Source organism: Desulfuromonas soudanensis, from assembly GCF_001278055.1.
GTDB classification, from domain to species: Bacteria; Desulfobacterota; Desulfuromonadia; order Desulfuromonadales; family WTL; genus Deferrimonas; species Deferrimonas soudanensis.
On sequence record NZ_CP010802.1, the window covers coordinates 1,155,005 to 1,179,467 of the forward strand.

The following is a 24,463-nucleotide window of genomic DNA, read 5'->3' on the forward strand; positions in this document are numbered from 1 at the left end:
TTTGCTGGCCTTCATATCTTGATTTTGTTATAATTTTGCGCATAAACGTCTGATATTGCAGGAGAAAACGTTATGCGCGGAGAAGACCAGAATCAACAGGCCATGTTCAGTTATGTTTCACCGGAAGCTCGGGTTCCCAAGGATCACCCCTTGCGTCCGATTCGGATCATGGTCGACAGCGCCTTCAATGATCTGGCTCCCTTGTTTCGGGAGATGTATTCGCATACCGGCCGGCCGTCAATTCCGCCGGAGCAGCTCTTGCGAGCCTCTTTACTGCAAGTGCTCTACTCCATTCGTAGCGAGCGGATGCTGGTTGAGCAACTGGATTACAACCTGTTGTTTCGTTGGTTCGTCGGGCTGTCCATGGACGACAAGGTCTGGAATCATTCCACCTTCTCCAAGAACCGGGAGCGCCTGATGCAATTCGAGGTTGCGACGGCGTTTTTCCAGGCGACCAAGGGACTTGCCGAGCGGGCCGGACTGATGTCGAAAGACCACTTTACCGTAGATGGAACCCTGATCGAAGCCTGGGCCTCGATGAAAAGTTTCCGCCCCAAGGATGATCAGGATCAAGACCCGCCAGCAACGGGCGGCCGCAACCCTGATGTTGATTTCAAAGGACAAAAGCGCAAGAACGACACGCATCAGTCGATCACCGATCCGGATGCCCGACTCCTCAAAAAGGGCAAAGGAAAGGAATCGAAACTCTGCTACATGGGTCATGCCCTGATGGAAAACCGCAACGGCATGGTGGTCGACAGCCGCCTGACTCTGGCCAATGGCACCGCCGAATGGGATGCCGCCCTGGAGATGGTTGAAAATCTGCCGGGCACAAATCGGGTCACGGTCGGCGCAGACAAGGGCTACGATGTTCCGGTCTTCGTCGATGGTTTACGGGAACGGTTGGCAACGCCGCATGTGGCTCGGAAAGACAAGGGCACTGCGATTGATGAACGAACCACCCGTCATGAAGGCTACCGGGTCAGCCAGAGAATCCGCAAGCGGGTTGAAGAAATCTTCGGCTGGCTCAAAACTGTCGGCTGTCTGCGCAAGACGCGACATCGAGGGCTTGACCTGGTCGGTTGGATATTCGAATTCGCCATGAGCGCTTATAATTTGACCCGAATGCGTAACTTGATTTGGTCAACATAGGCAAAAAGGGCAAAGACTGCCGATTGATGGCAGAAAAACGGCCTTAACGGGCCACTAAACAAGGAGAATTGGCAAGAAACCAACGAAACACAGATTGTCAAAGATCAAAAAAATGATTTCGGGAGGGAACAGGTCGCCTCCCAGTTGGTTTTTCAACGACCTGCTAAGCCCGCCAAGAATGTGCGGATCCCATCAGGTATCTTGTGGCAGGAATAAGGGGACACCATAGCTATTCAGTGGCTTTCCTACGCACTTTGCCAACTCCGCCACCTGTTTTCAAGCATCAAGTCCAATTGCCCATTTTTGCCCCTGAAAATCGACCCATAGGCCAATTTCTGGGGGTGAATTGACACTTTTGGTTATTATTTCAGACTCTTAGCTTGGTCCGACCCCGAACAGAATCAACGCGGGAGGCTGCATCAACGGCAAATCGCCTCTCTTCAGGTTCGGGTAGGGGCCGGAAGGCGGACCCCTTTGCCCGAAAAACCAAAAGCAGTGAGACAATATTCAGGTGTGCACAAGCATATCACCAAGCCCGCCAATAACTGCATCAAGAGGTTTTTCTGGGATTGTGACCCGAATTGAGGTTCTCTCGGCAAGTCTCTCTCGTAGTCCAGGAAGCAAAGCTCCGCCACCGGTTAGGATGATGCCACTCTCGATGATTTCGCATCCAAAGGCCGGGGGCACCTTTCGCAGTAGATTGGTGACTGTATCGATGATTTTTAAAATTGCAGGTTCGATCATGGCATGTATCGATGCTTGACGGATTATTATAGGTATCGGCGACGCGTCTTTATTGTTGCCAGTGCCAACCTGGATTTTGTTGTCGGTCAGTTTGTTCTGTGCCACCCCAGCAGATGCGATAATTCTTTCCGTTTCACTTGACAAAAGAGAGAGTCCCCAACAACGTAGAAAACAGTCCTTTATGCTCTCCCGCAGGGTGCCGCAGCCAACCCTGGACGCGTGTGTGTCAAGGATTTCGTTTCCGCGAATAACAGCACAATCAGTCACGCCATCTCCCACATCCACAATCAACTGTGTGTACGGGTTGCAAAAATCCATTCCGATACCGATGGCAGCCGCGAATGGCTCGGAGATAATTTCCACACTGGCAGCATCTGCAGCGAACAAAGCTGCCATGAGCGTCTCCCGTTCTTCCTCCGAAGCATCCGTGGGGGAACCGACAATGACCCGGGGGCTGAGAAGCCCCAATTTTTTGGCCCTGTTCAGAAAAGGTCTAACGATTTCAGTTAGTTTTTGTGAATTAGCCACCACGCCATGTTGTAGGGGAGGTTCGGACATCGACATCGTTGGAATGACCACGACTCCGAATTTCGCAGTGGCCAAACGAATAAACGCCGTGCCTACATCAATAGCCACTTCGTTGCGACACGCAAAAGGAACTCTATGCTTTTTCATATGTGAGTCCTTCATATCCTCTGAGGGATGGACTGAAAAACGAAGCATAGATTCGTTTCCAAAACGACAGGAAAGAATCTATGGTTTTTTACCTACAAGTGATAATCGCCGGCCGCTTCAGGCTGGTAAATAATCTCCTCGATTCGGATGGTTTTGGTGCCGGCACGAACCTCCCATTCGATGATGTCCCCCACGGCATAACCGAGCAACGCCGTCCCAATCTGCGAGGTCACTGAAATTCGGCCTTCAGAAAAGTTCGCATTGCTGGGGAAAACCAAGGTCACAATCATCTCCTGGTCGGTGTCCATGTCTCGGAATCTGACCCGAGAATTGATCGTGACTACATCAGGGGGTACCTCCCGTTGGGCGACAACTTTGCATTTATCAAGTTCCTCTTCAAGGCTGGTTAAATCGTCCCGGTCACGAAAACGAGTCCTTTTCATGCCATCGAGAAGGTCTTCGAGTTTCACGAAATCTGGCTCGGTGATGTAAATAGTTCTTTCTTTCATAATAGTTTCTCCATGTTTGAAATAAATGATGTCTTGTTCGACGTGTGCATCTTCCTTACGGGCTCCTTGGCAAGTGCACCCACAAATAAAAAGGCCACAGACTGGGAAAAGTCTGTGGCCTGGCGAAAACGGGTCTTGGGGTAAAATAAACGCTTACATCACGACAATAATACGCGCCCCGAATTGCCCACCGCCAGCCTACAGTGCGCTAAGGGGGTAATTGTCAAATTCAGCTTAATTTTTCGGATAGTATTCAACTTCATGTCAAGGACCATATCAGAAGGGTACAAAATGATCAAGACGAATAAATTGGGGAACTCGAGGGTTAAGTACTGCTTAATAACTGCCGCCTCTTCGAGCTCGTTGTCGGCGACAATGCGTTTCAGATGCTGGTTGATGGCGGGAACCGAGACAGCGTAGAGGGTTGACATCATCTTCTGGGTCAGCCAGAACGTCGAGTTAGTTTTTTAAGAGAGTCCCACCCTCAGAGCGAGAGCGTCCGGACACAAGGACGTTCGTATCAAGGATGACCTTCATTGATGTTTCCGAACTTTGGCGATTGCAGCGGTGATGTCTGATTGCTTCAGCCCGACTTCTTCCCCTTGTCGGCGGGCTTCGGTAATCAAGGTGTCAAACTCATTCATCGCGGGTAGGGAGATCGCCTTGAGGATAACCACGTCGTTTTCGCCGACGACGACGAATTGCGTACCGGCCGTTAAATTGAGTCGTTTGCGGATATCTTCAGGAATGACGATTTGACCCTTGGAAGACATCTTGGTTGTCGCGAGATTTGCCATAGTATGGCTCCTTAATTGCTCTTGCATTCTTACTGGTAAGATCATGGCGCGGTCAGGTGGAGGTGGCAAGGGGGGATTTTGTTTTTGTCGGGAGAATGGTTGGGGACTGGCTCCGCAGGTGCCAGCCCCCCTTTTCGGTTCACGACCTAAGACCGCTCTACGCCACAAAACTCCCCGGTTCCACTTCCCGCACCTGCCCCAGCGCAGCCAGGGTTTCGAGCAACTCGCCAACCTTGTCAGCGCGGGCGCGCTGGAAGGTGCGGGCGAGGGTTTCGGCGGTGATCGGGGCGGCGGCGCTGGCGAGGGCGGCGCGGACGGCTTGCACCTGCTCGGGGAGGGTTTTCGGCCAGGGGAGTTTGGCTTTGATTGTGAGCGGGGTGGCTTCGGTTTCGCCGAGATTGAGGTCGTCCTGAATGGTGACCTGCGCGCCGTGCGGCTGCTGGTATTCGGGGCGCAGCCAGCGGATCAGGCCTTGCTCTTCTTCCCGGGCCCGTTCGCGGTTGAGGGCGACGACCTTTTCGAGGATTTCGGCGTCGCTGAGGGTGGCGGGCCAGCCGTAGGCGGCAAAGACGGCGGCGTCGAGTTCGTCGTGCAGTTGTTTGAGGATGGCGACCAGCCCTTGTTCGTGGATCGTTTTCTCTTTGGCGGTCAAGATTATCGTAGGGGCGCGATTCATCGCGCCCGGTGTCGTTTCTGTCGTGCCCGGTGTCGTTTCTGTCGCGCCGAGGGCGTCATAAATGCCGCCCCTACATTTTTCGATCTCCCGCAACTTCTCCAGCACGTTGTACATGCCGGTCAGGGTCAGGTCGGGATGGAGCGCCTGCTGGCGCTTGCGGTGGGCGTCGAGCTGCTCAGCGAGGGCGCGGATGGTTTGCTTCTGCTCGTCGCTGGCGGCGGGGAAGGGGAATTTATTGAAGCAGTCAGTATGGTTATAGGTCGCGTCATTTCCAATGCCGAGCCACCCCCCTGCTGCAATAGCCCAACAAATATGAATTTTTGAAGAAAGGACACCCAACAAGAAAGCTTCGTCACTGGCCGTGATGACGATTTTGCTTTCGGACAGGACTTCGGGTGGCAGGAACTGAAATATACGATGTTTGGCCGTTCGAACGGTTGCAATGTACCTGTCTAGGCCCATTAACGCAGGACGAAGGTCCTTCCTGGGTTCACCGAAGATCCACCACTTTTCTTTGTAGCTGGCTCGATTGTTTTGATCTCGCTCTGGTTTGACTCGCTCCAAAACCCATTGGAATACCTCTGGGTAAAATTTGCGGACCTCATCAACGCTAAGCCCGAACAGGTCAATAACCATGAGCCCTCGTGGACTCTGAGCGAGATCGCGACCATTGCGGTATGGGCAGATATGTTTTTCCAAATTGGGGATTCGTCCAAGGCCAAGCCGTTTTGCTTCCTCGACGGTGACCAGAAAACCTTCGCCGTGAAGTTTTATGCCCATGGCACATAGATCAGCATTTGCAGAAAGTTGAACCGAGGCGGCTACGTTTGCTCCCGTCGTCAAATCAGCGTGTAACACTCCAAGATGAGAAGCCAACTCAACGGCCACGCCTTCCCCGTCTCCTCCCCGCTCACTGGTCACCGTAACCAGAGTCCCCACCTCTCCATCTTTCACCACTCGGCCGACAGTCATGGCAATCCTAACCGCCGCGCCATCCGCAGCATCGACCCAGGGATGATCAGGAATGGCAAAAGCGATTTGTAGGGGCACCCCTTGCGGGTGCCCGCCTTGCCCATGGGCACCCGCAAGGGGCGCCCCTACAAGGTGCCGTTCGACCACCTTGCGATTGAATGTCTGCGTAATCGAATTGGTGGTGATGAAACCGAAGCGCCGCACCTTGCCGGTGCGAGTCAACGCGGCGGCATGATGCCACCAGAACATGACGAAGTCGGCGCTGTCCGGCACTTCCTTCCAGACGCTTCTCAGCGCCTCGACGTAACCGTCGCCGAGCGCCTGTCGCATGGTCGAAGCGCCGATAAACGGCGGGTTCCCAACCACAAAATCCGCTTGCGGCCACTCTGCCTGACGCGGATTCAGATAACGCAGCACCGCTTCCTGCGCGCTCTCATCCGGCACCTGCTCCCCCGTCACCGGATGCGTCTTCGTCGTCCGTCCATCCCAACGGCTGACCGCCTTTCCCTCGCCATCGACCACCGGCTCCACCCCGTCATAAGCCAGCACCGCGTCGCGGCACTCGACGTTGTGGAACTTCTTGATCACCGGCTCCGGCGGCAGCACATGGCCGCGGGTGCGGAAATGCCATTGCAGATAGCCGATCCACAACACCATGTCGGTGATGGCGGCGGCGCGGGGATTGACTTCGATGCCGAGAAGCTGGTGCGGATCGACGGTGAGGCCGGCGAGCTCCAGCGTCGTCTGGTCTTCGCCGAAACCTTCGAGGGCATTGAGAACTTCTCCCTCCAGACGCTTGAGATGTTCGAAGGTCACGTAAAGGAAGTTGCCGCTGCCGCAGGCGGGATCGAGAATCCGCAACGAACAGAGCTTGTGGTGAAAGGCCTTGACCAGAACGATGGCGCCAGCGCTGTCGCCCTGACCATCGAGGGTCACGCCCGCAGCCAGCACCGCATCCCAGTCGGCGCGCAGCGGTTCGACCACTGTCGGCAGGACCAAGCGCTCGACGTATTCGCGCGGCGTGTAATGGGCGCCGAGATGGTGGCGTTCGGTGGGGTCGAGGGCGCGCTCCAGCAGGGTGCCGAAGATCGCCGGCTCGACATCGCGCCAGTCGGCCTTGGCGGCGTCGATGAGAAGATTGAGCTGAATATCGCTGATCGGCAGCGCCTCGGTCTCGGCAAAGAGGCCGCCATTGAAGCGCAGCAACTTTTCACGCAGCACCGGCGAGAAGCCGCCGTCGCGCATCGTCGTCCACAGCGATTCCAGCAGCGGCGGGAAGTTGTCGATATCGCCGCGCAGACTCTCCAGCAAGGCGGTGAAGCTTCGGGCCGGAATCAGCCCGACATCCTCGGCGAACATGGTGAAGAGGCTGCGTTTGAGGAAGTTGCCGACCCGCTCCGGCGTCTGTCCCGACGACTCCAGCGACTTGGCGAGGCGGGCGAGTTTGGCGGCAATCTCGCGGGTCGCCTTGGCGCTGCGCTTGGCCGGGTCGAGGCCGTGCGGCTGGGTCCAGACCTCACGCAGCAGCGTGCGAATCTCGGGATCGACGAGATCGGCGAGGAGGATGCGGTGCGCGCGCGGGTCGGGGAAGGGGAGATAGGACTTGCCGGTGCAGGAGAATTCGCTGTAGAGCTCGATGGCGTGGCCGACATCGACGATGACGAGAAAGGGCGGCCACCCCTCGGCGACGGGGAGGGCGCGGGCGTATTGCTCGGCCTGCCCCTTGGCCTTGAGCATCGCCACATCCCACCCCTTGGTGCCGCGCACGGCGGTGCCGCGCCGGCCGGAGAGCCAGTCGCTTTCATTCTCGCGAATCAGTAGCGGCTCCGTCCCGGAGGGACGATCGCTCCCCTGCTTGGCTTCGAGGACGAAACAGCCATGTTTGTAGAGATCGATGCGACCGTTGCTGGTCAGGCCGGACCCGTGGCGGAAGGTGACGCTGCGTTCGAAGACATAGCTGTTGTCGCGGTCGTCGGGGCGGGTGGGTTCGGGGCGCGGAACTTCGAGGAGATCGCAGAATTCGGAGAGGAAGAGTTGATAGTTGGCCCGTTCGGCGGCGCCGGAGGCCGCCCAGCGGTGGATAAAATCAACGACAGCGGTGTCGGTGCGCGGCATCTCGGTCATACATCCCCCTGTGATTCCTGCGAACGATCCGACGACCGATCACCGTAATAAGGCAGCGAATCTCATGTCAGGAGGGAATTTAGCAAAAGTACCGCATCTTTGCCAGTACGAAGACCTTTGTCGGTCATTATTGCAGAGAGGGAACCTTGGTAATAGCGGATGGCAAATCGTTACAAGTTTTTCTCTCCCGCCCCGCCTTCATACCTTCCCCCGCCCATTCTTCTGCGCATCCCGCGCCTGCAGGCGGGCCTTGGTCATCCGCTCGCGCAGACCGCCGTCCTGCAAGAAGGCCTTCTCCAGCCCTTTCAACTGCCGGTCGAGCAGAAAATTGGTCTGGTGAATCAGGCAAATCGCGATATTGGCCACCACTTCGGCGGGGCGGGTGTCGACAAAGGTCCGATACATCTCATAACTCACATCACTCTCACGACCGAGCTTGCGCACATACTGCGCCTCCCTGGAGTCTTTATCCCAGATCGGCAAGTCGCGCACTTTCAGATAATCGCGGTAATCCTCCAGCAGCTCTTCGAGGCTCGCCCGCGCCACGTTGGTCAGCTTGATCTCCATCTCCTTCGAGGTGGTCGCGGCCTTGCTTCCCTCGACGATATTCTGCTTGCCCGAGCGCGCCGCCTGCACCATTTGATCGACGGTGCGGTCGCCCTTTTTGAGAAAGCTCTGGCAGAACCGAAAGGTGAGCTGGTAGACCACCTCGGACTTCTGGTAAGAGAGCAGGGTCTGGTAGTCGCCCCTTGGGGGTAAGATCAGAGGCTGGGGATTTTGCGAGCCAAGTGGATTCTGGGAGTTATGGGAGTCATGGGAGTCATGGGAGTCATGGGAGTCATGGGAAGGCATCGCTGCTTTCCCATTATTTTCATGCTTCCCATTGCCTGTCTTTTTCATAACAACCTCCGACCTGCTTGCCAGCAAACAGAAAAACCAGCCTGAAGGGCTGGTTTTTATGAATTGTTTTGGATTGTTAGTTGGTGCCGAAGGCCGGAATCGAACCGGCACGCCCAGAAGGCAACGGTTTTTGAGACCGTCGTGTCTACCGATTCCACCACTTCGGCAAAAGCGGTTGAATTATAGGGTCAAGGGGGGCAATGGTCAAGGGTTAAAACACCTTGCCCCCTTGGGCACAGGGACCTCAGGCCGGTGCATAGTCGTAGGAGCCGGAGGAGGTCGAACTCCTGGGGCAGAGGCGGCTGTGGTGGCCGAGAAATCGGGCGAATTCGCCGGCGGGGAGGGGTTCGCTGAAAAAATGCCCCTGTCCCATGGCGCAACGGTGTCGTTTCAGGAAGAGGAGCTGGTCGGCGGTTTCGATCCCTTCGGCGAGGACCTTGAGGCCGAGACGGTGGGCCATGGCGATGATCGCTTCGGTGATGACCCGGTCATGCTCGCCGCGGGGGACGTCGGTGATGAAGGAGCGGTCGATCTTGAGAACGTCGAGGGGGAAACGCTTGAGATAGCTCAGGGAGGAATAGCCGGTGCCGAAGTCGTCGATGGAGAGGGACACCCCGAGGGCCTTGAGGGCGTGGAGCCGCAACACGTTCACTTCGGAATTTTCCATCAGCGACGATTCGGTGAGTTCGAGCTCGAGGTCGCCGGGGCGGAGGCCGGTTTCGAGGAGGATGCTCCCCACCAGGGGGACGAAGTCGCTTCGGCGCAGCTGGAATCCGGAGATGTTGACGGCCATTTTAATGCGGGGGTACCCGGCCTCCTGCCAGGCGCGGTTCTGGCGGCAGGCTTCCCGCAGGGCCCACTGGCCGAGGGGGTGGATCAGGCCGTTTTCCTCGGCGACGGGGATGAACCGGTCCGGAGGGATGGAGGAGCCGTCGGCGCGTGTCCAGCGCAACAGGGCCTCGGCGCCGATCACCGTCCCCGAGAACAGGTCGATCAGGGGCTGGTAGTGCAGGGAGAATTCCCCCTCATCGATTCCGCGGCGCATGGCCGCTTCGAGGGCGAGCTGATCCTGGGTGGCGGCGTTGATCTCCCGGCAGAAGTACTGATAGGAGTTTTTGCTGTGGGCCTTGGCCTGGTACATGGCCGAATCGGCGCAGTTGAGGAGGGCCCCGGCGTCTCTGCCGTCCCGGACATATAGGGATATGCCGATGCTGCCGGTGCCGTGGATCGCCCCCCCCTCGAGGAGGATCGGCTCGCCGATGATCTGTAGGATCCGGCGGGCCACCAGGGCGGCATCCTCTTCGTGGGCGATGGGGTAGAGGGCCATGGCGAACCGGTCCCCTCCGGTGCGGGCGACGATGTCCCGGCCCCGGGCCTGGGCGACCAGGCGTTCGGCGTAGATCTTGAGCATGGTGTTGCAGGCTTCGAAGCCGAAGGAGTCGTTGACCGCCTTGAACTTGTCGAGGTCGAGGCAGAGAACGGCGACGGGGCGCTCCTCCTTGGCGGCCAGGCGCAGGATCTTGTCGAGCTTCTGGAGAAAATTCATCCGGTTGGGGAGACCGGTCAGAGGGTCGTAGTTGGCCAGGCGGTAAGCCTTCTCCTCGAGCTGCTTGTTGAGGGTCACGTCGAGCATGGTGCCGACGATGCCGCCGATGGCCTTTGACGGGGTCAAAAAGACCGACTTGGTGAAGATCACCTCGCGGCGGCTGCGGTCGGCGTAGACCATCGGTCCCTGGTAGGTCTCGAGTTTTTGCCCACCGAGAAGGCGCCGGTCGGTGGCGTGATAGCTGTCGGCAAAATCGGCCGGAGCGATGTCGTGCACGGTCTTGCCGAGGATCTCCTCCTTTTTCAATCCGAGGGCGCCGAGGAATTCGCGGTTGCCGCCGAGGTAGCGCAGGTTCTGATCCTTGTAAAAGACCGGTGTCGGAATGGCGTCGATCAGTTCCTGTAGGAAATGGACCTGGTCCCGCAGCGCTGCCGCCGAGATTTCCCTCTCCAGTTCGGCGCCCAGGCGCTCCTTCAACGGGAGGAGGACCGCGGCGGCCAGCTGTGTCTCCTGGTCGGCCTCCGGCCAGAAGAGAACGGCTATCCCCAGGGGAGAGCCGTCGGCCGCGGCGAGGGGGAGAGCGAGCAGGGATCGGAGCTGCGGGTCCTGGAACGCCGCCGCCAGGGTCCTCTCCAGGTTGAGCTCCGCTGGGGCCGACCCCCGGGAAAAGAGGAGGGACTGCTGCTGCGCGGAGAGCCCGAAGGTCCCCTCTTCCGGGAGGGGGCACTGGCCTGCCGCGACAAAGATTTCGTAGTGGCCGGGTTTTTCGGCAACGGAGCGGGCGACAAAGGCGCCCCGGGCCTCGAGGCGGTCGACGAGGTGATTCATCAGCACCGCGAAGAAGGCCTTCCCCACGGTCGAGCAGATCGCGGGAAAGATGTCCCGGAGCAGGGTGCAAGCCCGTTCGTCCAGCGCCTCGGCAGGACTCATTTTCTCATGCCCGGAGGGTCTGCTCATCGGTCTATCTTCCGGCGGTCGGCTCAGGCGCAAAGGACGGCGGGATCGAGATCCCCCTGCAGCAGGACGATTTCATCGCTGCTGAAGATGCGATTGGCATCGAGAAGAATGATGAAGTTGTCCCCCTTTTTCCCCATGCCGCGGATGTAGTCGATGTTCAGCCCCGATCCGATGCGCGGCGGCGGTTCGATCTCCTCGGCGCCGAGTTCGAGCACCTCCTGGACCGAATCCGTCACCACGCCGACGGTGAGCACCTCCTCGTCGCGGGCGATTTCCAGGACGACGATGCAGGTCGCCTGCGATACGTCCCGGGCAGGGAGCCCCAGTTTGCGCCGCAGGTCGATGACCGGAACCACGGCCCCGCGCAGGTTGATGACCCCGAGCATGTAGTCCGGCGTCTGGGGAACCTTGGTCGGTTCTCGATAGTCGAGGATTTCCTTCGTCCGGCGAACTTCGACGGCGAAAAGCCCCTCGCCGAGGTTGAAGGAGAGGTACTGTTCGATTCGGGCCTGCCCCTTGCTCTCCATAGCTGCTCCCATCCTCAGTAGGTCTCGAAGTCGCTGTCGAGGAGGTCGCTGTGCCCCGCGGCGGCGAATCGGGGCTTCTCGATCTTCCCCCTGGACTGACGATGGGAGGACGTCCCGGCCGGGGCCGGGAGTGCACGTGTGCCCTGTCCGGCCGTTTTCTGTTTTGGCGCGGAAATATTCTCGCCAACCGCCTTCCCCACCTGGAAAAAGGCGATGGTGTCGGCCAGGAGCTCGACCTGACTCGAGAGTTCCTCGGCGGTGGAGGCCGTTTCTTCGGCGGACGAGGCGTTCTGCTGAATGACGATATCGAGGTGCTGGATCGCCCTGCTGATCTGCTCGGCGCCGGTATCCTGCTCGCGGCTGGCGGCGGTGATCTCCTGCACCAGTTCGGCGGTGCGCTGGATGTTGGGGACCATCTCGCCGAGGAGCTTGCCTGCCGTCCGGGCGACGGTGACGCTCGAAGCCGACAGGGCGTTGATCTCTCCGGCGGCCAGCTGGCTCCGTTCGGCGAGTTTGCGCACCTCGCTGGCGACCACGGCGAATCCCTTGCCGTGCTCGCCGGCCCTGGCCGCCTCGATGGCGGCGTTGAGGGCCAGGAGGTTGGTCTGCCGGGCAATCTCCTCGATGATCATGATCTTCTCGGCGATGTTGCGCATCGCCTGCACCGTTTCCGCCACCGCGTGCCCGCTCTGACTGGCGTCGAGGGCCGCCTTGACGGCGATTTTTTCCGTTTCCAGGGCATTCTCCATGTTTTGCCGGATATTGGCGCCCATCTCTTCGATGGAGGCTGACACCTGTTCGACGGAGGCGGCCTGTTCGGAGGCGCCCTGGGACATCTGCTGCGACCCGGCGCTCATTTCGATGGCCCCGGCGTTGACGTTCTCCGAGGCGGCCATGACGCCGCCGACCACCTCCCGCAGGCGTTCAACCATGGTCGAAAAGGCGTGCATCAGTTCGTCCTCGGCGCAGCGGGGTTGAATCATCACCGTCAGATCGCCGGCGGCGATTTCCTTGGCCCGACCGGAGACCCCCTTGAGCGAGGCGATCATCTCCCCCATGGCGTTCAGCAACTCGCCGGTTTCGTCCCGCTTTTCGGAGGCGACGTTCACCCCCAGATCTCCCCGGGCCAGGTGCTTGGCGGCATTGACGGCCCGGGCCAGGGGGCGGGTGATGCTGCGGCCGAAGAAATAAGAAAAGAGCGCCATGACCAGAACCAGCAGTGAAATGGCCCAGGTGAAGCGCTTGGCCTGCATCCAGAAGTCGGTGTCAACGTCGTCGAGGTAGATCCCCGACCCGATCACCCACCCCCAGGGCTCGAACGCCTTGACGTAGGAAACCTTGGGAGCGAGCTCCTTGGCTCCCTTCTTGTTCCAGACGTACTCGACAAAACCGGCGCCGTCCTGCCGCACGACCTTGACCATTTCGATGAACAGGGCGGTGCCGTTGGGGTCCTTGTAGTCGTCGAGGAGCTGGCCGTTGAGGTCCTTGTTGAAGGGGTGCATGACCATGCGCGGGGTCATGTCGTTGATCCAGAAATAGTCGTTGTCGCCGTACCTCATCTTCTCCAGAGCCGACATGGCGTTTTGCCTGGCTTCGTCTTCGGAGAAGGCGCCGTCGAGGAATTGCTGATGGAAAAAGACGACGGCGGCCTGGGCGGTTTCGACGACGTGCCGGGTCTTTTCCTTGCGGTCGTTGATCAGGTTATTCTTGTTGATGGTGAGCGAGACCGCCGAAATGGCGCAGATCGCCACCAGGCAGAAGCAGACCAGGGCGGTCAATTTGTGGGTCAGTTTAATAGTCGGCATTTTCACTGGTGCTCCTTTTTCCGGGGGGTGATGAACTGTCAGCCAAGAATCATCGGGACGATCTTGACAAGCTGGGTCGGCTTGAACGGTCTGACGATCCTGGCCGAAGCCCCGGCGGTGAGAATGGTCTTAAACATCGCGGTACTCCTGTGGGCAATAAGCTTCGGCCGTCACGGCCGTCTCTGTCTTCATCAGGCGCAAGTGCTGCATCAGGGTTTCAGGGGTGCAGCACCGGATTTCTGCGGAGCTGTCGTCGTTCCTCGGCGGTCGCTTCGCCCCCGTATTCCCGGTGATGAAGAGGACGGGGAGAGGGAAGGTTGGTCGCAAGAGGGTTTTCTCCAGGCTTTCGGCGGCAAATCGCTCGTCCAGGGTGTTGACGATCAGGCACAGGTAATTGCCGACCGGACAGTTCCTGACCCAGTTCAGGGCATCGTGGGCATCCTTGAATATATCGGCGGCAAAACCGGAGAGGTGAAGATGAAAAGTGATGCCGAGAAGCGCATCGCTCCCTCCGTCCAGCAGCATCACCCTTGTGGGCTCCGTCGTCATGATTGGCCTGTCCCGGAATTTAATCAAACGATGTTCGTATATAGCTGTGTTGTTACATAGCAAGCCCCTTGCCAAATTTTTAAGTAACCAAAAATACAAGTTATTTTTATAGAAAAGACTGTTTTATCTTTGCTTGACATTCGGGGTGTAAGAAAACTTACGGGGGCAGGCGGGGCAGGCCGGGGAAAACTCCGGCTTCGGGGGATCGGGGCGGGGTGTTGGTTTTTGAAACCTGTTTCGTTTCCTTACGGCTTTCGAGCTTGAGCGGAGAAGAGGGGTGAAAAAATGCCCCGGGGGAGTTGGCTCCCGGGGCAAAAGTCAGCCGCGCATCTTCTTCAGCCGCTGACAGAGGGCGGGGCGGGAGATGCCGAGGAAGGAAGCGGCGACGGACTGGTTTCCCCCGGCCCGCTCCATGGCCTCGCGAACCAGCAGTCCCCCCGCTTCGTCGAGGGTCGGCAGCGTTTCGGTGAAAATCAGTTTCCGTCCGCCCGTATCGGCGGGGAGGGGCGAAGACGGTGCAGCGCCCGAGGGGAGAGCCTGCTCTCCGATGGCTTTCCGGAAGGGTGCCAGGGAGAGCCGTCCGGACTGGTGCTGGCTGACGGCATCGAAGACCATGGATCGCAGTTCCCGGACGTTGCCGGGGAAGGGGTAGTCCCCCATCAGGTCGGAGAGTCCGACGGGGAGCAGAGGGCGCTTTTTCCCCAGTGCTTCGGCTGCCTCGGAGAGAAACTTCTCGAGAAGGAGCGGCAGGTCGTCGCGGCGCTCCCGCAGGGACGGGAGGGTGACGTGGTGGGCCTTGAGGCGGTAATAGAGATCCTTGCGGAAGGCCCCGGCGGCCATCCGTTCGGCGAGGTCGAGATTGGTGGCGGCGACGATGCGGACGTTCGACCGTCTCGGGCGGTCGGCGCCGAGGGGGAGATATTCCTCTTCCTGGAGGAGGCGCAGCAGCTTGACCTGGGACCCCGGACTCAGGTCGCCGATCTCGTCGAGGAACAACGTCCCCCCCGCGGCTTCCTCGACCATCCCCTTGCGGGCCTGCTGGGCCCCGGTGAAGGCGCCCCGCACATGGCCGAAGAGGGTGTCGGCAAAGACGTTGTCGTCGAGTCCGGCGGCGTTGACGGCCACCCAGGGCCCCTTCGGGCGCCCGAGGCGGTGAACGATCCGGGCCACCAGTTCCTTGCCGGTGCCGCTGTCGCCGGTGATCAGCACCGGCTGGCTGCTGGGAGAGACCGCCTCGAGGTAGTGGAAGACCGCCTGCATCCGGGGGTTGACGGTGGATATTTCGGCAAAGGCCTCGGGGTGACCGAGGCTCCGGTGCAGGATGCCGCTGCGCAGCTTCTCGTTTTCCGTCTCCAGCTCCCGGAGGCGCAGGGCGCGGAGGATTCCGGTCATGATGCGGTTGCGGTCGTCGGTCTTGACGAAATAGTCACAGGCGCCGAGCTGCATGCAGCGCACTGCGCTGTTGAGCTGGTTGATGCCGCTGATGATGATCACCGGCAGCTCCGGGCGTTCGTTACGGATCCAGCCGATGATGTCCTCTCCCGTCGGCGGCGGCAGGGTCAGGTCGAGGAGAACCAGGGAAAAGGCGGTGGAGGCCAGAAGCTTCAGGGCTTCGTCGCCGTTGCAGCAGAGGAGGGTGTGATTGAGTCCCGCCTGGCGTTCGAGGGTCAGCGCCAGGCTGTGGAGCCAGGGGCGTTCATCGTCGACCATCAGGATGGGGAGGAGGGGCTTGAGCGTTTCATCCATGGATCAGGAGATCCTTTCCTGGGAGGAAGGCAGGGTCACGATGACCTCGGTTCCCGCTCCCGGTGCCGAAGAAAAGCGGATGTCGCCGCCGTGCTCCTTGACGATGCGGGCGGAGATGGAGAGTCCGAGGCCGGAGCCGCCGACATCGCGGCGGGTGGTGAAGAAGGGGTCGGTGATGTGGCCGAGGATCTCGGGGCTCATCCCTTGCCCCTCGTCGCGGATAGTGATGAGGGCGCAGTTGTCCCCGGTGTCGAAACGGGTGGTGACGAAGAGTCCCCTCTCCGGGTCGGGGAGGGCCTGGCAGGCGTTGATGATCAGGTTGAGGAAGACCTGTTCGAGACGCTGGCGGTTCCCCGGGAGGGAGGGAAGATCGGCGCCGTAGTCGACTTCGCAGCGTCGGGTCGAGCGGCGGATGATGTTACCGGCCAGACGCAGCGTGGTGGCGACCGCTTCGTTGATGTCCACGGTCTGGCTCCGGTCGAGGGGCTCCTTGCTGGCGAAGTTCTTCAGGTCGTCGACGATGAAACGGATGCGCCCTGCGGCCTCTTCCATTTCGGCGACGAGGAGGGGGATCTCGTCGCGCATCTTCGAGTAGCGCAATCCCCCCCAGGTAAAGTCGCCGTGCTCTTGCCGGTGGCGGTCGAGAATCGGCAGGCTCTCCGCCACCGCTTCGGCGACCATGGGGAGATTGAGGAGGATCTGGGCGTTGGGGTTGTTGATCTCGTGGGCCACTCCGGCCGCCAGGATACCGAGGGCGGCAAGGCGGCTCGACTGCAGGGCCTGCTCGCGCAGCCGGACCTTTTCGCTCACATCGCTTGCGATCTGGATGACGTTGACCACTGTTCCCCCCGGATCCCGGAGGGGGAAGACCTTGACCCCCCAATAACGGCCGTCGGCGCTTTGCGTCATCAGCTCCGCCGCTTCGCCGCTGCTGAAGACCTCTCTGAGACAGCCGTCCCATTCCTCGGGGAGGGTGCCCCAGATCGTTTGCCAGGGGAGTCCGGCGAGGTCCTCGCCGGGACGGTCGAAATGGATCGCCGCTCCGCTGTTGGCCCAGACGACCCGGAGGTCGGGAGAAAGGAGGAGGAGGGCGTCGGGAATGCCGTCGAGGAGGGCCTGGAACTGCTGGTAGAGAGTGCGAAAGCGGTGCTCGCTCTCTCCGAGGGCCTGCTGGGTCGCCTTGATGGCGCTGATGTCGCGGATGGATATGTGCAGATAGGGAGAACCGCCGAAGTGGATCCTTCGCGCCGAGACGAGCCCGGTGGTGATGGTTTTGTCCCTGAGGCGCAGTCGGGCCTCGAGGTTGCTGATTTCGCCAGTGCCGGCCAGAACCTCCTCCATCCCCTCAAGAAAGGACGGATCTTCGAAGAGGCCCAAATCCAAAGAGGTCCTGCCGATGCACTCCTGGCGGGAATAGCCGCTCCAGGCGGCGAAACCGTCGTTGACGCTGACGATGGTGCCGTTGTCGGCGCGGGCCAGGAGGACGGCATCGGGGGAGCTCTGGAAGGCGACCCGGAAACGTTCTTCGCTCTCCTGCAGGACCTGTTCGCTGTTCTGGCGTTCCAGTTCCGCCGCCGCCCGGCCGCCGAAGATCTTCAGCAGACTCTCGGCGGTCTCGGAATTCTGCAGGGGGTGGCAGAAGAGGACGGCGAGGAACCCCAGAGGGCGTCCGAGGGAGTCGAAGAGGGGGGTGCCGACGTAGGCCTCGACCCCCCGCTCGCTCAGGAGGGGGTCTTCGGGAAAAATGGACCGGACGTCCTTTAGGTAGGTACAGACACCGCCGTCGAAGAGGTCGTTGCAGGGTGTGCCGGCCAGGGAAAAGCTGAGGTTGTCGGCGATGGCACCCTGGGCACAGACGGCGATGGTTTTGACCGTCTCTACCCCGCCGTCGCAGAGGGTGGCGACAAAGGCGTAATCGGCCTCGAGGGTTTCGGCCAGGGCGCAGGCCAGTTGGCGGAAAAAACCGTCGCCGGTCTGCGGGGTGATCCCTTTGGCGATGCGCAGGATCATCTCCTCCTGCCCCTTCCTGCCGGTCACGTCGGAAAAGAAGACCGCCATCTCGCCGGGAGCGCTTTGAAAGGCGGTGATTTCGAAAATCCACGTGCGCCCGCGGTCCCGGTATTCGAAGTTGTCCGCACTCCAGGGCGTCCCTTCCCGGCAGACGCCGAGGAGTAGGCCGGGGATATCGCTGCCGACGATCCCGGGAAAGGCTTCTTCAGGGCTCTTGCCGAGGAGTCGGGCGTGGTCGAGGCCGAGGATGGCGTCTGCCGCCGGGTTGGCTCCGCTGAGGCGCAGCGTCCCCTCGGCTTCCAGGCGAAAGAGGTACATCCCCAGGGGCGAAGAGTCGATCAAGCGGCGAAAGCGCCCCCCGCTCTCCCGAAGGGCCTCCTCGATCCGTTTGCGTTCGGAGATGTCGAGCATGACGCCGACGATACCCGCCGGAGCGCCGCCCTCGTTGTGGAAGACGGCCTTGTGAAACATGACGTCGTGCGGGGAGCCGTCGGAAAAGCGCACTGTCGTTTCGTAGACCTGGCTCCCTGCCCGGGAGAGGAGATCGTCGTCGGCCTTGCGGTAAATTTCCGCCAGCTCCGGTGGGGCGACATCGTAGACGGTTTTGCCGACGATCTCCTCCCGGGTCAAACCGATGAAGTCCTCGAAGGCGCCGTTGCAGCCGAGGTAGACTCCGGAATCGTCTTTGTAGTAGAGGGGGGCGGGGATGGTGTCAAGAATGGTCTGGCGCAGGGTTGCGTTTCGTTTGAGCTGGGCGTTGGCCTGTCGCAGCGCCTCTGTGCGCTCGGCCACCCGCTTTTCGAGTTCGGCGTTGAGTTCCTGCAGGGCCCGCTCCGCCCGGGTCCGGCGTTGCAGGGCGGCAGCTGTGAACCGGGAAATGAGGCGGGAAAAAGGGTTTTGGGACATGGGTGGCCTGTTGGGGGAAATTTGCCAAAGGTTGATTCGTCCCGAGGCAATGCCGGATCTGGCGCCCCTCCGCCGTCAGGACGATTCTGGCCGTTCCAAGTCGTCGACGGCGCGGTGATCGGATGTCGTGGGAGGATGGGATATTTTAAAACAGGATTTTATCATACTCGGGGTTCGGCGCGCCACCCCGAAACTTACAGCGGGGCGTCGGCTTCGAGGCGCGCCATCAGAATCTCCGCCCATCTTCCCCTTTTCAGTGGGCGTCCTTCGATCGCTGACACAGGCAGGGTGCCGATGAGGGCGTTGGCGAGAAAGGCCTCTTTTGCCCGATAGAGCCGCTCGAGGGGGATCTCCCCCTCCCGCACCGGCAGGCCGAGGGCGCGGGCTCCGGCGAGAACCCGGGCGCGGAGAATCCCGGCCAGGACCAGTTCCCCGGCGGGGGGGGTGACGAGGGTGCCGTCGACAACGGCGAAGAGGTTGCTGGTCGCCCCTTCGAGGACGTTGTTACCCTCGTCGATGAAGAGCGCTTCGCGGGCGCCGCGGCGACGGGCGAAATCGGCGGCATAGAGACAGTCGGCATAGTTGCCGCGCTTCATCTGCGGCAGGTGGCTCAAAGGGTTGACCCGGCGGTTGGGAGCGAGGACGCAGGCCGCTCCGGCAAGCCGTTCGTCGTTGGTCGGCTCGGCATAGGGTAAAGCGGTGACGAGGATGCGTCCCTCCTTTGCCGGGGGGAAGGAGAGACCGGATCCGGCGCCGCGGGTCAGGGTCAGGCGCAGCCGGGCGACGGGGGCGCCGAGACGGGCGGCGCTCTCCTGCAAAGCAGAGCGGGCCGCAGCGCGGTCGCAGGGAAAGCCGAGGAGGCGGGCCGAGAGCTCAATGCGGTCGAGATGGTATTCGAGGAAAAAGATCCGCCCCTCTTTGGCCTTGAGGGTCTCGAAGAGGGAGTCGCCGAAACGCACGGCGCCGTCGAAGATGGAGATCCTTGCTTCCTCTTCGGCCACGAAGCGGCCGTCGATGTTGACGATCATGGGAAATCCTCCAGGGCCTGTTGCAGCGCCCGCCCCTTGGCCAGGCACTCCTGCCACTCCCGTTCGGGGATCGAGTCGGCGACGATCCCGGCGCCGACCTGGTAGGTGAGAGTGGCGCCGAATTTCTGAAAAGTGCGGATCAGGATGTTGAAATCCATGCCGCCGGTGACGGAGATGTAGCCGGCGGATCCGGTGTAGCTGCCGCGCCCCGTCGGTTCGAGCTCGTCGATGATCTCCATGCAGCGCTTTTTCGGCACTCCGGTGACGGTGCCGCCGGGAAAGACCGCCCGCAGCAGTTCGAAGGGGCCGACGCCGTCGCGGAGAAGGCCGCGGACGTTGGAGACGATGTGGGTGACGTGGGAGTAGCGCTCGAGAACCATCAGTTCGTCCACCTCGACGGTGCCGCTGCAACAGACCTTGCCGAGGTCGTTGCGTTCGAGGTCGACAAGCATGACGTGCTCGGCCCGCTCCTTGGGGTGGGCCAGAAGCTCCTCGCCGAGATGGGAATCCTCGGGAGGGGTGTACCCCCGCGGCCGCGTTCCGGCGATGGGGCGGGTTTCGGCGACGCCGTTGTGCAGGGAGACAAGGCGCTCGGGGGACGAGGAGACGATCTCCACTCCCGGGAGGCGCAAAAGGGAGGCGAAGGGGGAGGGGTTGACGGCCCGCAGCCGGCGGTAGAGGTCCGCGGCGCTCCCGGAATAAGGGCCGTCGAAGCGGCAGGAGAGGTTGGCCTGGTAGATGTCGCCGGCCTCGATGTACTCCTTGGCCCGCCGGACCATGGCAGTAAAGTCCTCTTCGGAGAGGCGGGGGACGAGGGGGGCGGTCCGGCCCGGCGCCGGCAGGGGAAGAGGGACGGCGAGGGCCCGGCGCACCTTTTCCTCGAGAGAAAAAAGATCATCCTGCGGATCGAGGGAGGCCAGGGTCAGAGTCTTTTCGTCGTGGTCGTAGACCGCGGTCAGGTCGACCCAGTCGAGCCACAGAGCGGGGACGGGGAGGTCGCGGGCGGCCCGTTGCGGCAGGGTCTCGATCCAGGCGGAGAGATCGTAGCCGAGGGTTCCGAAAAAACCGCCGGGGAAGAGGACGCCGGAGTCGCTTCGCCGCCGGGATTCCAGGAGCGCCCCGAGCACGAGGAAGGGGTCGCCTTCGAGGGGGGTCTCCACGCCGGCTTCGATGCGCATCAGGCCGCCTCTGTCGAGGCGGTACGCTTCGCGGCGCCGCAGAGGGACGATGCTGTAGCGCCCGGTTTTGGCCGAGGAATTGAGCGTCTCGAGAAAACCCGGCCCTTCGGGGCAGAGGCGCTGCGTCAGGAGGAGGGGGTCGAAGCGCTCGAGGGAAAAGGTGCGGCAGTTGCTGCTCATCGATCGGTGATTCCTTCAGGGGGAAGGCACTCACGTTAATGGCTGACGCCATAAATTACAAGGGGAATTCCCCCTGCCTCCTCTCTTGCGGGGATCCTGCATTGACAGTCACGCCGTCCTGGGGCACCCTGCGGAAACGCCCCGATTCCCGCGGCGTCGTTTCCCGTTTTTTAAAAGGGCAGGGGATGGAAAATTCGCTCACGACATCGGCGCGCTGGCGACAGGGGCTCGGCGCCGCCTGGCCGATCTGCCTCGGCTACCTCCCCCTGGGGATCGCCCTCGGCGTGCTGGCCCGTCAGGCCGGGATCGACCCGCTGGGGATCGGTCTGATGTCGCTCCTCGTCTTTGCCGGCAGCGCCCAGTTCATCGCCGTGGCGATGCTCGCTTCCGGCGCCTCCGTCGGGGCCATCGTGCTGGCCACCCTGGTCGTCAATTTCCGCCATCTGCTGATGAGCTCGGCCCTGGCGGTTTACCTGCGCGGCGTCGGTCCCGGCTTTCTCGCCCTCTTCGCCTACGGCATCACCGACGAGAGCTTTGCCGTCAACATGACCCGCTTCCGCAGCGGTGATTGGGACCGCTGGCGGGCCCTGATCGTCAACCAGGCCGCCAACGCCGCCTGGGTCCTCTCCACCGTCGCCGGGGCCTTTCTCGGCGAGCTGATCCCCGCCGGGGCCTTCGGCATCGATTACGCACTCATCGGAATGTTTCTCTGCCTGCTGGTCTTCCAGTTGCGGGGGGCGTTCCATCTCTTCACCGCCCTGATCTCCGGCGTCCTCTCCGTCGCCTGCTATCTGGCCGTCCCGGGGGATTCCTATGTGGTGGTCGCCGCCGTCGGTGCGGCGAGCGCCGGCTTTTTGCTGCAGCGGCACAAAAGGAGGGGAAGGCGATGAGTATGGCTTTTGCCGATTACCTCTTTCTCCTCGGCGCCATGGGCGCCGTCACTTATCTGCCGCGCTGGCTCCCGGTCTTTCTCCTCTCCCGGCGCCCCTTGCCGTCGTGGCTCATCGACTGGCTCGATCTGATCCCCGTGGCCGTCCTCAGTGCTCTCCTGGCGCCGGCGCTGCTGGCCGACAGCGCTCCCCGTGCCCTGAATCTCGGCAAGCCGGAACTTCTGGTCGCCGGTCCCACCCTTCTTTTCGCCCTCAAAACCCGCTCCCTCGGCGGGACCGTGCTTCTCGGGATGTTTCTCTACTGGCTGACGGGCTTGGTCCTCTGATGCCCGCTAATCTTTCGTAGCTTTTGTGCGAAAATCATAGTTCATTTAAGGACAAGACCCGGGGGTCTCGGCCCCCGACGCCGACCTACTCTTTTGTAAAGCGACCAAAGAGTAGGCAGAAAAGCGCTTGACCTGCGGTCGGCATGGGTCGTAACGGATCGGGAAGCAATGTCCCTTTGATACAGAGACGTCCGGCGCGGCGGTTCAACCACCGGGTGGACCTGCCAAGGGCAGTGCGATCACCGTCGTTGCCGCGGGCATTTTGTTGAGGGGCTGCTGGTGGAAAAACAGCCCCGGTCAACCTCCAACTAAACCTCCGCGCAAGATCGGTGCTAAACTGGTTTTCCGATGTGTCCCTGTCCCCCGGGACCTCGACAAGGAGAAAAATGGACTGGTTTCGTTTGATCCTGACATCTGAAGAGGTCGCCGCCGGCGCGGTGGAGCCCTACCGGGAGGCTTTTTCCGCCGCCTTCACCGCGGCCCGGGGGCCACGTACCATGGCCCTCTTTGCGCGGGAGCTGGATGACGGCGGCGTCGAGCTGCTGATTTCCCCCGAGAGCGCCGAACACGCCGCACCTCTCCTCGAAGAATGGGGGGCTCTCCCCTGCGAGCGACCGGCCCTTCTCGGACTGGAGCTTCTGGTCGGTCATACCGAGATGACCTACTACATGATCTGAGGCGGGGGTAGGGAGTAGGAAAAAGGCCTGCAGCGTTTGCTGCAGGCCTTTTTGCGTCGTGGCGGCGTGGAGGGCTATTCGTGAGAATGTTTCTTGCCGGCGGCGTGGATGCCGAGCATGTAGCGGTGCGGTCCCGGGATGCCGGTGGGGATGAAAGCCAGCTCGTCGCCCGGGCACAGGATGCGGTCGAGGCCGTAGGCCTTGTGGTTGCAGAAGACCCCCTCGATGCGCTCGAGGGGGAGATCGAGCTCTGCGGCGACCTCTGCCGCCGTGCGCCCTCCGGCCGGGAGCCAGAGCTCGGCTACCGACGGCAGACCCCGTTCCTTGCGCAGGGTGTGGAGGTTGCCGTAGAGGCGGATGACGGCGTTTGCCTTCTTCTCCATGGGGGCTCCTTTCTCGGGATCGGGGCGGATCAGACCCCTTTGACTGCGGATTTGAGAAAGCGCTCCTCGACGAAGTCGGCAATCTGGCCGGGATTGTTGAGGTCGAGGAGGGGGACGTCGACCTCGAGGTGCTGGTCGCTGGCGACGGCGATCAGGGTCGGATCGTACTCCTGGTCGCGGCAGATCAGGGTGCCGCTGCGCTCGGCACGGTTGATCTCGATCTTGGGGAGACCGCTCTTCTTGAATCCTTCGGTGACGACGATGTCGCAGTCGGAAAAGTAGAGATTGAGAAGCTCGTCGAGGGGCGGGGAGGCGTCGTGCTGTTTCACCAGGGCGAGCTTGGCCGGCGAGGTGATGAGCATGGTGTCGGCCCCGGCGGCGGTGAGGCGGTGGGAATCCTTCCCCGGGTGGTCGATCTCGAACTGGTGGGCGTCATGTTTGATGACGCCGACCTTGTATCCGCGGCTCTTGAGATCGGCGATGACTTTCTCCAGCAGGGTGGTCTTTCCCGTCCCCGATTTGGCGATGAAGGATACGGCTTTGCTGCGCATGGTCTTTTCTCCTGAAGGTTCTGGCGGTCCGAGGGACTTTTCTCCCCGCCGACGGTAGTCGGCCAGGATGGTGGCGTGGTCGAAACACAAGGGATTCGGCAGGGCGTCGAGGGAAAACAATGCGGCTCCTGCGGCGTCGTCGCCGGCGGAGAGGGTCCCGACCCCCTCCGCGGTGAAGACGACGGAGATGTTGTGCTGGCGCGGGTCGCGGTCGGGGGCCGAATAGGCGCCGAACTGACGGAGGTCGCGCAGTTTGAGTCCCGTCTCCTCCTCGGCCTCGCGGAGAGCGGCACTCTCCAGCGATTCGCCGTAGTCGACGAATCCTCCCGGCAGCGCCCAGCCGAAGGGGGCGTTCTTGCGCTCGATGAGGACGATTTTATCGCCGATGCGGATGATGATGTCGACGGTCGGCGTCGGGTTGCGCCAGGGGGAGGCGACCTTGTGGCAGTGGGGGCAGATCAGGGCATTTTTCAAAGCGGTTTCCGCCATGGATGGACTCTCCTCGGGAAAAGTTCTTCGGGGCAAATACCTCAACGCTGAGACGCAGGGATAGGAGAGTTGGAGAGAAATTCTTGTCCTGGCCGACCTGCAAGCTCACAGGTTCTCTCCGTTCCTCTGCGCCTCTGCGCCTCTGCGTTGAAATTGTCCGCTATTT

19 protein-coding genes, 1 tRNA gene and 2 pseudogenes are annotated in these 24,463 nt (G+C 61.2%); 4 read left to right on the forward strand and 18 right to left on the reverse strand.

Going from position 1 to position 24,463, the window contains the following annotated elements; translation table 11 throughout:
- The first annotated feature begins 72 nt into the window (after positions 1-72).
- Entirely contained in the window at positions 73-1,152 is a 1,080-nt protein-coding gene (locus DSOUD_RS05125) for an IS5 family transposase (RefSeq protein WP_053549738.1), read from the forward strand.
- A gap of 507 nt (positions 1,153-1,659) precedes the next feature.
- On the opposite strand, the gene DSOUD_RS05130 is transcribed toward DSOUD_RS05125, so the two are convergent.
- The 15 genes and pseudogenes from DSOUD_RS05130 to DSOUD_RS05200 form a co-directional block, all read right to left on the reverse strand.
- On the reverse strand, positions 1,660-2,571 hold the full coding sequence (locus DSOUD_RS05130; RefSeq protein WP_053549994.1) for a rod shape-determining protein: 912 nt from the start codon (positions 2,569-2,571) through the stop codon (positions 1,660-1,662).
- 92 nt (positions 2,572-2,663) lie between these two features.
- Entirely contained in the window at positions 2,664-3,080 is a 417-nt protein-coding gene (rnk, locus tag DSOUD_RS05135; RefSeq protein WP_053549995.1) for a nucleoside diphosphate kinase regulator, read from the reverse strand.
- A 326-nt stretch (positions 3,081-3,406) separates the two neighbouring features.
- A pseudogene (locus tag DSOUD_RS19135) lies at positions 3,407-3,541 on the reverse strand (cell filamentation protein Fic); the annotation flags it as partial.
- A gap of 72 nt (positions 3,542-3,613) precedes the next feature.
- The gene (locus DSOUD_RS05145) at positions 3,614-3,877 is read right to left on the reverse strand and encodes an AbrB/MazE/SpoVT family DNA-binding domain-containing protein (protein ID WP_053549997.1); all 264 of its coding nucleotides are present in this window, start codon (positions 3,875-3,877) and stop codon (positions 3,614-3,616) included.
- A gap of 157 nt (positions 3,878-4,034) precedes the next feature.
- On the reverse strand, positions 4,035-7,649 hold the full coding sequence (locus DSOUD_RS18810) for a class I SAM-dependent DNA methyltransferase (RefSeq protein WP_232426503.1): 3,615 nt from the start codon (positions 7,647-7,649) through the stop codon (positions 4,035-4,037).
- 198 nt (positions 7,650-7,847) lie between these two features.
- A complete protein-coding gene (locus DSOUD_RS05155) occupies positions 7,848-8,549 on the reverse strand; it encodes a four helix bundle suffix domain-containing protein (RefSeq protein ID WP_082351080.1) in 702 nt (233 codons plus the stop codon).
- A gap of 81 nt (positions 8,550-8,630) precedes the next feature.
- Positions 8,631-8,716, reverse strand: a tRNA-Leu gene (locus DSOUD_RS05160).
- 77 nt (positions 8,717-8,793) lie between these two features.
- Positions 8,794-11,052 carry a putative bifunctional diguanylate cyclase/phosphodiesterase gene (locus DSOUD_RS05165; RefSeq protein ID WP_053549998.1) on the reverse strand — a complete coding sequence of 753 codons (2,259 nt, stop codon included), beginning with the start codon at positions 11,050-11,052 and terminating at the stop codon, positions 8,794-8,796.
- Between the two features lie 23 nt (positions 11,053-11,075).
- Positions 11,076-11,591, reverse strand: coding sequence for a chemotaxis protein CheW (locus DSOUD_RS05170; protein WP_232426504.1), 516 nt, complete (start codon positions 11,589-11,591; stop codon positions 11,076-11,078).
- A 2-nt stretch (positions 11,592-11,593) separates the two neighbouring features.
- Positions 11,594-13,384 (reverse strand): cache domain-containing protein, encoded by a 1,791-nt coding sequence (locus tag DSOUD_RS05175; RefSeq protein ID WP_053550000.1) that lies wholly within the window; start codon positions 13,382-13,384, stop codon positions 11,594-11,596.
- A 129-nt stretch (positions 13,385-13,513) separates the two neighbouring features.
- Positions 13,514-13,933, reverse strand: a complete 420-nt coding sequence (locus DSOUD_RS05180; protein WP_157671771.1) for a hypothetical protein — start codon at positions 13,931-13,933, stop codon at positions 13,514-13,516.
- Between the two features lie 318 nt (positions 13,934-14,251).
- A complete protein-coding gene (locus DSOUD_RS05185; protein ID WP_053550002.1) occupies positions 14,252-15,679 on the reverse strand; it encodes a sigma-54-dependent transcriptional regulator in 1,428 nt (475 codons plus the stop codon).
- 3 nt (positions 15,680-15,682) lie between these two features.
- Positions 15,683-18,595: a PAS domain-containing sensor histidine kinase gene (locus tag DSOUD_RS05190; protein ID WP_053550003.1), complete on the reverse strand. Its 2,913-nt coding sequence runs from the start codon at positions 18,593-18,595 to the stop codon at positions 15,683-15,685.
- Positions 18,596-18,789: 194 nt separating this feature from the next.
- Positions 18,790-19,623, reverse strand: coding sequence for an aminotransferase class IV (locus DSOUD_RS05195; RefSeq protein WP_053550004.1), 834 nt, complete (start codon positions 19,621-19,623; stop codon positions 18,790-18,792).
- A complete protein-coding gene (locus DSOUD_RS05200; RefSeq protein ID WP_053550005.1) occupies positions 19,620-20,981 on the reverse strand; it encodes an anthranilate synthase component I family protein in 1,362 nt (453 codons plus the stop codon). The genes DSOUD_RS05195 and DSOUD_RS05200 overlap by 4 nt, the downstream gene beginning before the upstream one ends.
- A 185-nt stretch (positions 20,982-21,166) precedes the next feature.
- Between DSOUD_RS05200 and DSOUD_RS05205 the strand changes: the two genes are divergently transcribed.
- The 3 genes from DSOUD_RS05205 (at position 21,167) to DSOUD_RS05215 (ending at position 22,874) form a co-directional block, all read left to right on the forward strand.
- Entirely contained in the window at positions 21,167-21,871 is a 705-nt protein-coding gene (locus DSOUD_RS05205) for an AzlC family ABC transporter permease (protein ID WP_053550006.1), read from the forward strand.
- Positions 21,868-22,197 carry an AzlD domain-containing protein gene (locus DSOUD_RS05210; RefSeq protein ID WP_232426505.1) on the forward strand — a complete coding sequence of 110 codons (330 nt, stop codon included), beginning with the start codon at positions 21,868-21,870 and terminating at the stop codon, positions 22,195-22,197. Before DSOUD_RS05205 ends, DSOUD_RS05210 begins: the two co-directional genes overlap by 4 nt.
- 386 nt (positions 22,198-22,583) lie before the next feature.
- On the forward strand, positions 22,584-22,874 hold the full coding sequence (locus DSOUD_RS05215) for a hypothetical protein (RefSeq protein ID WP_053550008.1): 291 nt from the start codon (positions 22,584-22,586) through the stop codon (positions 22,872-22,874).
- A 74-nt stretch (positions 22,875-22,948) separates the two neighbouring features.
- On the opposite strand, the gene DSOUD_RS05220 is transcribed toward DSOUD_RS05215, so the two are convergent.
- The 3 genes and pseudogenes from DSOUD_RS05220 to DSOUD_RS19145 all read right to left on the reverse strand — a co-directional run.
- On the reverse strand, positions 22,949-23,257 hold the full coding sequence (locus DSOUD_RS05220) for a ubiquitin family protein (protein ID WP_053550009.1): 309 nt from the start codon (positions 23,255-23,257) through the stop codon (positions 22,949-22,951).
- Between the two features lie 29 nt (positions 23,258-23,286).
- On the reverse strand, positions 23,287-23,808 hold the full coding sequence (gene mobB / locus DSOUD_RS19140; protein ID WP_053552301.1) for a molybdopterin-guanine dinucleotide biosynthesis protein B: 522 nt from the start codon (positions 23,806-23,808) through the stop codon (positions 23,287-23,289).
- A gap of 69 nt (positions 23,809-23,877) precedes the next feature.
- A pseudogene (locus DSOUD_RS19145) lies at positions 23,878-24,297 on the reverse strand (NUDIX domain-containing protein); the annotation flags it as partial.
- Between the last annotated feature and the right edge of the window lie 166 nt (positions 24,298-24,463).